This is a genomic window from Allobosea sp. WAO (assembly GCF_001509835.1).
In the GTDB taxonomy this organism is placed as follows: Bacteria; Pseudomonadota; Alphaproteobacteria; order Rhizobiales; family Beijerinckiaceae; genus Allobosea.
On sequence record NZ_JXTJ01000016.1, the window covers coordinates 17,482 to 27,851 of the forward strand.

Below are 10,370 nucleotides of genomic sequence, written 5' to 3' on the forward strand. Positions count from 1 at the left end.
CGGTGACGGCGGGTTCGCCCGAGCCCGTCATCACCACACATGCTCGCTTCGGCAGCCAAATCGAGCGCAATGTCGGGTGGCCAATCCGGCTGGCTATCCTCGCTGTCGAGTAGGTCCCAGCGGCTCTTGAACGGGTTCAAACTCCTGAACTGTATGCGCCATCGGATGCCGCAAGGGCTGCGATAATAGATGCGGTCGAGATCGACCCCAGGGATGACGTCGTAGCTCGACCCTTCCGGATGCAGATCGACGGCGATGTGGAAGATGTGCGCTGCGAACTTGGCCTGGGCGAGCGAAGTGCCGCTCTCGCGCCTTGGGCCCATAACGAGACAAGGCCTGCGCAGAGCACGGGCCTTGTCGTCAACGATCGGGTTTTAGGCTTCGGCGTTGGCCTGCAGCGGAAGCTCAGTGAGCCGCGATGTCGCGCGGAGCGACGCCCAGTGCGCTATTCCGCCCGGCCGAGCGGCTCGCCGACGCCGGTGCGGGCGGTTATCAGCTCGTAATGCTCGACGCGGCGATGGGCCGCGAAGTTGAACATCGTCTCCTTGCCGAAGCGGGTGGCGTCGAGATCGCAGCCATGGACGAGCAGGCCATCATCGTCATGGTCGAGCTCGCCGACGATCTTGCCGTCCGGCCCGGCGATCAGCGTGCCGCCGAAGAGGGGATAACCGTCCTCGACGCCGGCCTTGGCCACCGCGACGACCCAGGTCGCGTTCTGATAGGCGCCGGCCTGCACCGACAGGCGGTGATGGAACATGCGGTCGGCCAGGGTCTCGGTCTTGGAATGGCCGTTGACGGTCGGGGTGTTGTAGCCGAGCACGACCATCTCGACGCCCTGCAGGCCCATGACGCGATAGGTCTCGGGCCAGCGCCGGTCATTGCAGATCGCCATACCGACAAGGCCGCCCTCGAAGTTCCAGACCGGGAAACCGCGGTCGCCGGGCTCGAAATAGCGCTTTTCGAGATGCTGATGCGCCCTGGTCGGGTCGAGCTCGGCATGGCCGGGCAGATGCACCTTGCGGTACTTGCCGACGATGGTGCCCGCCCGGTCGACCAGGATCGAGCTGTTGAAATGGCGGCCTTCCGGCGTCAGCTCGGCATAACCGAAACTCATGGCCATGCCGAGACGGCGGGCTGCGTCGAAGAGCGGCTGCGTATCGGGCCCGGGCATCGCGGCCTCGAACCACTGGTCGGCCTCGGCACGATCCTCGCAGTACCAGCGCGGGAAGAAGGTGGTCAAAGCGAGTTCGGGATAGACGATGAAATCGGCGCCACGCGCCTTCGCCTGCTCCATCAGCGCGATCATCCGTCGCACGACCGAGGCGCGATCATCGGCGCGATGGATGGGGCCGAGCTGAGCCGCTGCGACGGTGAGAAGGCGCGACATCGGGGAAGACTCCTTGGAACGGCGACAGCCGGATCGAACGGGCCGCAATCTAGCCGAGTGCCTTCAGAACAAGCATATGCTATTTCTCTGCTCACACATAAGCGGATGTTATGCGCATGGCGATGAATCTCCGGCAGATCGAGATGTTCCGCGCGGTCATGGCGACGGGCTCGATCAGCGGCGCCGCAAGGCTGCTCTCGGTCTCCCAGCCGGCGATCAGCCGGCTGCTTTCCTATACCGAGGATCGGCTCGGACTGACCCTGTTCGAGCGGGTCAAGGGGCGCGTCCAGCCGACGCCGGAGGCGCGGCTGCTCTTCGCCGAGGTCGAGCAGGTCCATCAGGGCGTCACGCGCGTCAACGAGATGGCGGAGGAGCTGCGCCGCGGCAGCGCCGGCTCGGTCAGGCTGCTGGCGAGCCCGAGCGTCGGCCATATGCTGGTGCCGAAGGCGATCGCGCGCTTCCGGCAGTCCCACCCGGATGTGCGCGTCGAATTCGAGATCCTGACGCTGACGGACCTGATCGCGCGCATCGCCAGCCATCGCGCCGACCTCGCCATCACCTCCATGGCCGTCGACGATGCCAGCGTGAAGGCGGAACAGCTCGCCGAAGGGCGCCTGCGCGTGATCTTTCCGGAGGGGCACCCGCTCGGCGCCAACAGGGTGCTGAAACTGGCCGATCTCGTGCCCTATCCGATGATCGGCTACGGCTCGCAGACACCCTACGGCATGATCGTCAACCGGGCGCTCAGCGCCGCGCCGAAGCCGATCCGCTTCAACGCGCAGGTGCGCTTCACGCCAAATGCCTGCTGCCTGGTCCAGGCCGGCGGCGGCATCGCGATCGTCGACGAGTTCGTGCTGCTCGACAATGCCTGGCCTAATATCCGCTCGCGCCCACTGGTGCCGAAGACGACGACGCGGCCGCATCTGCTCTCCTCGCGGATCGAGCCCCTGTCGCGCGTGGCCCGCAGCTTCGTGCGCGATCTCAGGGAGATGGTGCCGTCATCGCCCGACTCCGCTACGCTCGACTGAGGCGCGGCAGAGCGATCCCGGCCCGATGCGCAGCCGACATGCAGCCATTCCATAACCGAAGATTATGTACTGCAGCGAAATTGGTATTTGATTCGATCACCGTCCCCGCTGTTTCTGTCGAAAGGGGAACCAGAAAGGACGACCACAATGTCGAAGACCAAGTCGAGCGCTTTCACCGCCGTCTTCAGCGCCGCCATCGCGCTCACCGCCCTGCCCGGCGCCGCGCACGCCGCGGACAAGGTGCATCTCATGCTCGACTGGATTCCGACGGGCGACTACGCGCCCTACTATGCCGGCATCGCCTCGGGTATCTACGAGCGCAACGGCATCGAGCTGCGGATCAGCAAGGGCAACGGCTCGGGCGACACGCTGAGCAAGGTCGCCGGCGGCGCCGCCGAGATCGGCATGGCCGACGTCTCCGCGCTGTTCACCGCCCGCCAGCGTAGCTCGGTGCCGCTGAAGATGATCGGCGCCGTCTACGCGCACTCGCCGCATTCGCTCTTCGTGCGCAAGGATTCCGGGATCACCACCTTCACCGGGCTCGAAGGCAAGAAGATCGGCATCACGCCCGGCAACAGCCATCGGCTCTATTTCCCGGCCGTGGCGGCTGCCGCCAAGACCGATCCCAACAAGATCGAATGGGTGACGGTCGACGGCTCGGCGATGGGCCCGCTGCTGATCAGCGGCAAGGTCGACGCCATCCCGTCCTATTCGACGAACTTCTATTACCAGAACAAGCAGGCCCAGAAGGCCGGCAAGGAGCTCGCCTTCCTGCCCTTCGTCGAGGCCGGCTTCGCGATCTATTCGCTGGCCTTCCACACCACCGAGGCGAACATCAAGAACCGCCCGGAGATGCTGAAGAACTTCATGAAGGCGACGAGCGAGGCTTGGGAAGCCGCCCGCAAGGATCCGCAGGCCACCTGCGAAGCCCATGTGAAGGCGATCCCGCAGGTCGATCTCGACGACTGCCTCGGCAGCCTGAAGGCGACGCTCGGCTTCATCTTCACCGACCATGCGAAGGACGCCGGCGTCGGCGGCATCACCGCCGAGCGCCTGAACAAGACCTATGAGGTCGTGGCCCAGGCGCAGAGCCTCGACCCGAAGACCGATCCGGCGAGCGCGGTCGACATGTCCTTCCTGCCGCCCAAGAAGTGAACGCAGCGGACCAGCCAGCCGCCGCCGGAGAACAAAGATGATTGAAATAAACGGAGCCGGCCAGGTCTTCGGCTCGGTCGGCAACGGCGGCGTGCGCGCGCTCGACGGGATCGACCTTTCGATCCGGGACCGCGAGATCGTGACGCTCGTCGGCCCCTCCGGCTGCGGCAAGTCCACGCTGCTGCGCCTGATCTCCGGCCTGGTGCCGCCGAGCGAGGGCAACATCACCATTAACGGGGAGCGGGTCACCGCCCCCCGGCAGGACACCGGCATCGTCTTCCAGGCGCCGACCCTGCTGCCCTGGGCGACCATCATGGAAAACGTGATGTTCCCCTCCACCATCATGGGGCGCGCCGACGAAGCGGCGCGCAAGCGGGCCAAGGACCTCCTGGCCGTCGCGGGGATCGCCGACTTCGCCGATCACCGGCCGCGCCAGCTCTCCGGCGGCATGCAGCAGCGCGCCGCGATCTGCCGGGCGCTGGTCCACGATCCCGGCATCCTGCTCATGGACGAGCCGTTCGGCGCGCTCGACGCGCTGACCCGCGAGATCATGACGATCGAGCTGCTGCGGATCTGGGCGAACGCGCCCAAGACCATCGTCTTCGTCACCCATTCCATTCCCGAGGCGGTGATCCTGGCGGACAGGGTCGTGGTGATGTCGCCGCGCCCCGGGCGGATCGCCGAGATCATCGATGTCGACCTGCCGCGCCCGCGCGACTTCGCCATGTCGGGCCATCCGGAATTCCAGCGCTGCGCCGGCCGCATCCGCGAACTGATCTTCGGCGAGCAGGGAGCGCGCTTCGATGTCGAACACTAAACTCCAGGGTCTGCTCGGAGCCAGCCGCGAATTCCTGATCCCGCTCGTCGCGCTTATCGTGCTGATGGCGATCTGGGAGGTCAGCGTCCGGGCCTTCGCCATCCCCGAATACCTGCTGCCGGCGCCCTCCCGGATTTTCCAGGACACGGCGGCAATGGGCCCCGCGCTCGGCGAGCACACGCTGGCGACGCTCCGGACCGTGCTCTTCGGCTTCCTGCTCTCGATCGCGGTCAGCTTCCCGCTCGCCGTGCTGATCTCCTCCTCGCGGCTGGCAGCCGATGCGATCTATCCGCTGCTGGTGCTAACCCAGTCGGTGCCGAAGGTCGCGATCGCGCCGATCCTGGTCGTGGTGCTCGGCCCCAACGAACTGCCGCGCGTGATCGTGACCTTCCTCGTCGCCTTCTTCCCGCTGGTGATCTCGATGACGACCGGCCTGCTCGCCGTGCCGCCGGAGCTGGTCGAGCTCGCACGCTCGTGCCGGGCGACCAAACTGCAGGAACTGCTGCGGGTGCGCCTGCCCTATTCGATCCCCTTCGTATTCTCGGGCCTGAAATCGGCGATCGCGCTCTCGGTGGTCGGCGCCGTGGTCGGCGAATTCGTCGCCGCGGAAAAGGGTCTCGGCTACCTCATCACCTCGGCGACCGCCTTCTTCAAGGTCCCGGTGGCCTTCGGGGCCATGCTGATCCTCGCACTGCTCGGCATCGTGCTATTCCAGCTCATCGTCGTGGCCGAGCGGGTGTTCTTCCCCTGGGCAGCCGCCGAGCAGCGGCGCTGAGAAGGAAACGCGTCATGACCACCAGCCCGCTCTACACGATTGTCCGCAACGCCCTCGTCCTGCTGCCGGGCAAGGCGCAGGCCGAGCCGGTCGATCTCTTGCTCGAAGGCGACACGATCCGCGAGATCGGCCCGCGCGGCATGTCGGCCCCTGCCGATGCGGCGATCGTCGACGCCGCCGGCAAGCTCGTCCATGCGGGGCTGATCAATGCCCACACGCACGGGCACGGCGCCCTCGCCAAGGCGATGGGCGACCGCTGGACGCTCGAGCTGCTGCTCGCCGCCGGTCCCTGGATCAGCGGCAATCGCAGCCTCGAAGACAAGTATCTCAGCGCCACGCTCAACGGCGCCGAGATGGTGCTGAAGGGCACGACCGCCTGCTACGACCTGTTCTTCGAGGTGCCGGCGCCTTCGGTCGAGGGCATGTCGGCGATCGCGCAGGCCTACCAGGATGTCGGCATGCGCGCGACGATCGCGCCGATGGTCGCCGACAAGACGCTCTACGAGGCCATTCCCGGCCTCTACGACGCCCTGCCAGAGGCGCTGCGCAGCGCGGTCGACCGCTTCCGCATGCAGCCCTATGCCGAAACGCTGAAGGGGTTCGAGGCCTTCGTGACGCAGACGCGGATCGACAGCGAGCGGCTGAAGATCGCGCTCGCCCCGACGATCCCGCTGCACTGCTCGGACGAGTTCCTCGGCGCCTGCCGCGACTGTGCCAGGCGCTTCGGCCTCGGCCTGCACAGCCATGTCTCGGAATCGAAGATCCAGGCGCTGTCGGGCGTGAAGCGCTATGGCCGCACCCTGACTGCCCATCTCGACAAGCTCGGCCTGCTCGGCCCCGATTTCACGGTGGCGCACGGTGTCTGGCTCGACCCGGACGACATGCGCATCCTCGCCGGGCACGGCGCCTCGGTCGCGCATAATCCGGCGAGCAATATGCGCCTCGGCAGCGGCCTCGCCGATCTCAGGGCGATGCTCGATGCGGGCGTCAATGTCGCGATCGGCACCGACGGCTCGAACAGCGGCGACAACCAGAACATGTACGAGGCGACGCGGCTCGCCTCCTTCGTCTCGAAGGTGCGCGGGCCGGACATGCACCAGTGGCTGACCACGCCGGAAGCGCTGCATGCGGCGACGGAAGGCGGCGCCCGCGCGCTCGGCTTCCAGGGCAAAATCGGGCGCATCGAGGCCGGCTACAAGGCCGACCTCGTCTTCGTCGATCTCGGCCATATCAACTGGCTGCCGCATAACCGTACGGTCAACCAGATCGTCCATGTCGAGGACGGCACGGCGGTGCGCGACGTGATGATCGGCGGTCGCTTCGTCGTGAAGGACGGCCGCCTGCTGACGATCGACCTCGCCAAGCTGGCCCGCCAGGCGGAAGCTGCCCGCGAGCGGCTTGAAGCGGTCAACGCGCCGATGAAAATCCTGGCCGAGAAGCTGCAGGAGGCGGTGGCGAGCTTCTGCATCGGCCTCGCCCGCGAGCCCTATCAGGTCGAGCGCTACGGCGCGCCACTGCGCTGAAACACCACTCCCCTCGGCCGCAAGCGGCCGAGGGGAGTATGGACTACTCGAACCGTCCGCCGAAACGGCTCAGTTCAGGCGTTCATCGAGCAAGCGCACGGTCTGTGCGAGGACGCGGGCACCATCTCCCGCCTGCTCGGGCGTGATCGATTCCTCCGGTGCATGGCTGCGACCGTCGAGGCAGGGCACGAAGATCATCCCGATCGGCCCTGTGCGGGCGACGAAGACGCCGTCATGGCCGGCACCGCTCGGCAGGTCCCGCGTCGCGAGCCCCAGCGATGCCGACGCATCGGCGATGGCCTTGCGGATCTCGTGGGCGCAGGCGGTCGGCGCGACATGGCTGATCGGCTCGGACGTGACCGTGAGGCGCAGTTCCTCGAGCGCCGGCCTGAGGTCACGCACCAGCGCCTCGCCGAAGGCCTTGACCGCAGCCTCGTCGCCGGAGCGCACTTCGAGGGTCATCACCGCCTCGCCCGGCACGGCATTGGCCGCATTCGGGCTGACCTCGATCCGCCCGAAGGTGGCGACGAGCGGCTGGTTGTCGCGCGCCGTCGCCAGCGCGCGGCGATAGGCGGCTTCGATCAGCCGGGATGCACCGACCAGCGCATCGGCCCGCAGCGGCATCGGCGTCGCCCCGGCATGGTCGGCCCGGCCCGTGACGGTGATGCGCTCGCGGCGGATGCCGACGATGTCAGTGACGATGCCGATCGGCACCGCCTCGCTCTCCAGCACGCGGCCCTGCTCGATATGGACCTCGACATAGGCCGTGACGCTGCCCGCCGGACGCACCACCGAGGCCAGTTCCTCCGGGCGACCGCCGACGAAGGCGATGCCTTCGCGCAAGGTCATGCCGTCCGGCCGGCTGAGCGCCAGATGCTCGGCGCTGAGCGCACCGGCGAGGCCGCGGCTGCCGATGCAGGACAGGCCGAACTCGCTCGGCTCCTCGGCCAGGAAGTCGACGATCTCAAGCGTGTGGCGCAGCCTCTGCCCGTTTTCGGCGAGGCTCTGCGCCACTTCCAGCCCGGCGAGCACGCCGAGGATGCCGTCATAGCGCCCACCGGAGGGCACCGTGTCGGAATGCGAGCCGATCAGGATCGGCTTCAGCGCGGGATCGCTCCCGGGCAGGCGGCCGATCAGATTGCCGGCGGCGTCGATCGCGGTTTCGAGCCCGACGGCACGGAACTCGGCCGTCAGCCACTCCCGCCCTTCGAGGAAGCGCGGCGTGAAGGAGCGCCGCGTCCAGGGGCGCTCCGGGTCGGTGATCCGCGACAGCGCTTCGAGGCGACGCCAGAGGCGGCTTTGGTCGATCGACATGGCAGATTACGCCGCGGGCCGGAGGAAACGGCCGTCGCCGGCCTTGTTGGTGATCTTGCTGCCGTCCCAGGCAAGCGCGCCGCGGACATAGGTCGCAGCGACCCGGACGCGGAATTCGCGGCCCTCGAGCGAGCTCCACTTCACCGCGGACAGGCTCTTGCTGGGATCATGCACGAAACGACCGGGCTCCAGCACGACGATGTCGGCATCGGCGCCGGGGGCGAGACGGCCCTTGTCCGCGAGGAGGAAGGCCTTGGACGGGCCTTCGCAGAGTTGCTTCACCACCATGGTAGGCGAGATACCGCGCTCCTCGCAGCCGGTCCACAGCGCCGGCAGCAGGGTCTCGATGCCGGGGCCGCCCGAGGTGTTCTTGAAGATGTTGGGATCGCCCTTCTTCTCCAGTCCCCAGGAGACGTGGTCCGAGGAGATGAAGTCGCAATGCCCGGCGGCGAGATGGCTCCAGAGCAGCTCGCTCTCGGCCTTCGGCCGGATCGGCGGGTAGTGCTTGATCTTGGCGCCGAAGCGCGGGCCGTGCTCCTCGGCGTTGAGCATGAAATACTGCACGCAGCTTTCGACCGTCGCCTTGTGGCCGGCGCGTTTGTAGAGGTTGCAGATCTCGAAGCCGCGCGAGGTCGAGACGTGGACGGCATGGGCTCGCGCTCCGGTCTCGGCGCCGAGCTCGTAGATGCGGGCGGTGGCGAGGTTCTCGATCAGCGGGGTGTGGGCGCGCAGGAAAGCGTCCTGCCCGGTATCGCCGGCCTCGATCAGGCGCGCGATATTGCGCCGGGTCATCTCCTGATCCTGGTTGTGGACGCCGCAGAGCAGCCCGGTCGGCTCGATCAGCTTGAAGGCTTCGTAAAGAGTGTCGTCGCCGATGCGCGGGAAACGCGTCGGATTGGCCTCGAAGGTCGAGAACTTGAAGGCGCAGGCACCGGCGTCGACGAGACCAGGAATGGCGTGCAGTCCGTTCTCGATGGTGATCGTGGCATAGAGCGCGACATCGACATGCGCATCGCGCTCGACCACCGCCACCTTCTCGTTGAAGAGCTTGGCATTGGTGACCGGCTCGGGCTCGTCATAGGGCATGTCGACCATCACGGTGACGCCGCCGGAGGCGGCGGCACGTGAGCACATGCCGATGCCCTCGTGATTGGCCTGGCTGCCGGAATGGACCTGGCCGTCGATCACCCCGGGGATGATCCACTGCCCCCGGAAATCCTGCGTCTCGCGGGCCGAAGGCGGCGTGCCGGCGCCGACCGCTCCGACCTTGCCCCCGGAGACGGCGACATAGCCATCCTCGATGATTTTGTCGGACAGGACGACATTGCCGCGAAGGACGAGATCGAAGTCGCTCATGATGTGGCCGGCTCGGTTTCCGTTGAAATGGCAGCGTCATGCTAGCCGGTCCCGGTAACGCGCCACGCATGCCAATTTTACGCGGCCTTATAACCCGCCGTTATGCAGGCGCCCGCGCCGATGCCATTCCCGTCGGAACCATGGGAGACATCCCTGGCCGAGCATGGCGGTAGCCATAACGCCGGACATCCCGCCTTCGACGGCAATATCTCGGCGGCCTCAACCTTTTGTTAACCCTATCGCTCCTTTCTGGAGACATCCGACCGGGGGCTGGGCAACCGGGGAAGGATAAGGCCATGGGCGATGCCGGGCCAGAAGCGGCGGCGGTCAATGACCTCGTCGGCCTGCCTGTCGCGGAGGTGGAGCGCGACCTCATCCTCGCGACACTGCGTGAGACACGCGGCAACCGTACGCATGCCGCGCATATCCTTGGGCTCTCGATCAGGACGCTCAGGAACAAGATCGTAGCCTATGCTGCGGAGGGGCACGACGTGCCCGAACCGGGCACTGCCATTCATTGAGCCAGTGTCCGTGATCGATGGCTTAGCAGATGGATAACCGCGCAGCTCACGGCGCGTTCCGCCTTCCGCGGTCCCGGTGGGGCCGCGGAAGGCATTGGCCGATTCACCGCCTTGCGCGCCAGGCCCGATAGCGCTCGAGCAGGCCGACGGCGCGCATGGCGAAAGCCGCCATCGGCTTGCGCAGGAAGGGGATGTCGGCGGCGATCAGCATCAGGCCCAGAGGCAGCATCCAGAGGCCGAGAAAGGGCAGGATCGAGAAGATGCCGCCGAGGATCAGCAGGAGCGCCGCGGGAATGCGGACGAGCCGCGAGGAGGGATGCCTGAGCCAGCGGCTGGCGGCTGCGAGCCTGTCGGGCAGTTCCTGCTCCAGCCGCTTGAAGGCCAGCCGAAGAAGCCGTTTTCCGTCGTTCATCCGTCGCTATTTCAACCAGGGCCCGGCAGGGCTGCCTTCATCTGCCCGTAAATCATGTCGTTTTCTGAGCAGCTTCCGAGCA

General features: G+C 66.9%; 10 protein-coding genes. 6 read left to right on the forward strand and 4 right to left on the reverse strand.

Annotated elements, in window-relative coordinates:
• Positions 1 to 445: 445 nt before the first annotated feature.
• The gene (locus DK26_RS24225; RefSeq protein ID WP_066478287.1) at positions 446 to 1,387 is read right to left on the reverse strand and encodes an N-carbamoyl-D-amino-acid hydrolase; all 942 of its coding nucleotides are present in this window, start codon (positions 1,385 to 1,387) and stop codon (positions 446 to 448) included.
• A 116-nt stretch (positions 1,388 to 1,503) separates the two neighbouring features.
• On the opposite strand from DK26_RS24225, the gene DK26_RS24230 reads away from it, so the two are divergent.
• The 5 genes from DK26_RS24230 to DK26_RS24250 all read left to right on the forward strand — a co-directional run bounded on the left by DK26_RS24230 (position 1,504) and on the right by DK26_RS24250 (position 6,685).
• Complete coding sequence (locus DK26_RS24230) at positions 1,504 to 2,415, forward strand: LysR family transcriptional regulator (protein ID WP_066478288.1); 912 nt, start codon at positions 1,504 to 1,506, stop codon at positions 2,413 to 2,415.
• A gap of 147 nt (positions 2,416 to 2,562) precedes the next feature.
• Positions 2,563 to 3,570 (forward strand): ABC transporter substrate-binding protein, encoded by a 1,008-nt coding sequence (locus DK26_RS24235; protein WP_066478290.1) that lies wholly within the window; start codon positions 2,563 to 2,565, stop codon positions 3,568 to 3,570.
• A 37-nt stretch (positions 3,571 to 3,607) separates the two neighbouring features.
• Entirely contained in the window at positions 3,608 to 4,387 is a 780-nt protein-coding gene (locus DK26_RS24240) for an ABC transporter ATP-binding protein (protein ID WP_066478293.1), read from the forward strand.
• Positions 4,374 to 5,162, forward strand: coding sequence for an ABC transporter permease (locus tag DK26_RS24245; protein ID WP_066478295.1), 789 nt, complete (start codon positions 4,374 to 4,376; stop codon positions 5,160 to 5,162). Before DK26_RS24240 ends, DK26_RS24245 begins: the two co-directional genes overlap by 14 nt.
• A gap of 14 nt (positions 5,163 to 5,176) precedes the next feature.
• Complete coding sequence (locus DK26_RS24250) at positions 5,177 to 6,685, forward strand: amidohydrolase family protein (RefSeq protein WP_066478297.1); 1,509 nt, start codon at positions 5,177 to 5,179, stop codon at positions 6,683 to 6,685.
• A 69-nt stretch (positions 6,686 to 6,754) separates the two neighbouring features.
• Here the strand turns inward: DK26_RS24250 and DK26_RS24255 are convergent, their stop codons facing one another.
• Both DK26_RS24255 and DK26_RS24260 read right to left on the reverse strand, forming a co-directional pair.
• Positions 6,755 to 7,999 carry a Zn-dependent hydrolase gene (locus DK26_RS24255; RefSeq protein ID WP_066478298.1) on the reverse strand — a complete coding sequence of 415 codons (1,245 nt, stop codon included), beginning with the start codon at positions 7,997 to 7,999 and terminating at the stop codon, positions 6,755 to 6,757.
• Positions 8,000 to 8,005: 6 nt separating this feature from the next.
• Positions 8,006 to 9,355, reverse strand: a complete 1,350-nt coding sequence (locus DK26_RS24260; RefSeq protein WP_066478301.1) for an amidohydrolase family protein — start codon at positions 9,353 to 9,355, stop codon at positions 8,006 to 8,008.
• 296 nt (positions 9,356 to 9,651) lie between these two features.
• On the opposite strand from DK26_RS24260, the gene DK26_RS24265 reads away from it, so the two are divergent.
• A complete protein-coding gene (locus tag DK26_RS24265) occupies positions 9,652 to 9,876 on the forward strand; it encodes a helix-turn-helix domain-containing protein (RefSeq protein ID WP_066478303.1) in 225 nt (74 codons plus the stop codon).
• A gap of 103 nt (positions 9,877 to 9,979) precedes the next feature.
• On the opposite strand, the gene DK26_RS24270 is transcribed toward DK26_RS24265, so the two are convergent.
• The gene (locus DK26_RS24270) at positions 9,980 to 10,288 is read right to left on the reverse strand and encodes a hypothetical protein (RefSeq protein WP_066478306.1); all 309 of its coding nucleotides are present in this window, start codon (positions 10,286 to 10,288) and stop codon (positions 9,980 to 9,982) included.
• Positions 10,289 to 10,370 lie beyond the last annotated feature (82 nt).

What these genes read in the sequence shown, in the direction of transcription:
- DK26_RS24225 (WP_066478287.1), bottom strand. Translation starts at nt 1,387, where the DNA reads ATGTCGCGCCTTCTCACCGTCGCAGCGGCTCAGCTCGGCCCCATCCAT.
- DK26_RS24240 (WP_066478293.1), top strand. Translation starts at nt 3,608, where the DNA reads ATGATTGAAATAAACGGAGCCGGCCAGGTCTTCGGCTCGGTCGGCAAC.
- DK26_RS24265 (WP_066478303.1), top strand. Translation starts at nt 9,652, where the DNA reads ATGGGCGATGCCGGGCCAGAAGCGGCGGCGGTCAATGACCTCGTCGGC.
- DK26_RS24250 (WP_066478297.1), top strand. Translation starts at nt 5,177, where the DNA reads ATGACCACCAGCCCGCTCTACACGATTGTCCGCAACGCCCTCGTCCTG.
- DK26_RS24270 (WP_066478306.1), bottom strand. Translation starts at nt 10,288, where the DNA reads ATGAACGACGGAAAACGGCTTCTTCGGCTGGCCTTCAAGCGGCTGGAG.
- DK26_RS24245 (WP_066478295.1), top strand. Translation starts at nt 4,374, where the DNA reads ATGTCGAACACTAAACTCCAGGGTCTGCTCGGAGCCAGCCGCGAATTC.
- DK26_RS24235 (WP_066478290.1), top strand. Translation starts at nt 2,563, where the DNA reads ATGTCGAAGACCAAGTCGAGCGCTTTCACCGCCGTCTTCAGCGCCGCC.
- DK26_RS24260 (WP_066478301.1), bottom strand. Translation starts at nt 9,355, where the DNA reads ATGAGCGACTTCGATCTCGTCCTTCGCGGCAATGTCGTCCTGTCCGAC.
- DK26_RS24255 (WP_066478298.1), bottom strand. Translation starts at nt 7,999, where the DNA reads ATGTCGATCGACCAAAGCCGCCTCTGGCGTCGCCTCGAAGCGCTGTCG.
- DK26_RS24230 (WP_066478288.1), top strand. Translation starts at nt 1,504, where the DNA reads ATGGCGATGAATCTCCGGCAGATCGAGATGTTCCGCGCGGTCATGGCG.